This window comes from Bacillus sp. NTK071 (assembly GCF_017303315.1).
Classification (GTDB): domain Bacteria; phylum Bacillota; class Bacilli; order Bacillales; family Guptibacillaceae; genus Guptibacillus.
In genome coordinates this window covers 1-263 of the sequence record NZ_JAFKOI010000104.1, presented here as the reverse complement: position 1 = coordinate 263, position 263 = coordinate 1, and the positions used below count along the sequence as shown (strand labels likewise).

The window sequence follows — 263 nt, the reverse complement described above, 5'->3', positions numbered from 1 at the left end:
CAACGGCGTCGAGCTGGTCACCCCGGATGACGAACTGGTCGCCATGGTCGAGGGCTTTTCCGAAGCCGACCGCGCGCGCCTGATTGAGGTCGGCATGCAGCTGGGCGTCGACAATCCCGAAGCGCTGATCGAGACCTATCTCGCCGCCGTCGAGCGCTGGCAGGGTGTCTCGGCCGAACTGGGCACCGATATCGATGCCTGGACGCAGCGTCTGTGGGATGATGTCTTCTCGCAGGTCGACGTCTCGTCGCTGTAAGTCACGC

1 protein-coding gene is annotated in these 263 nt (G+C 64.3%); it reads left to right on the top strand.

The window, feature by feature from the left end; all coding sequences use genetic code 11:
• Positions 1-256 (top strand): hypothetical protein (locus JI666_RS22185; RefSeq protein ID WP_206895068.1); only part of this gene is annotated, 256 nt, incomplete at its 5' end.
• Positions 257-263 lie beyond the last annotated feature (7 nt).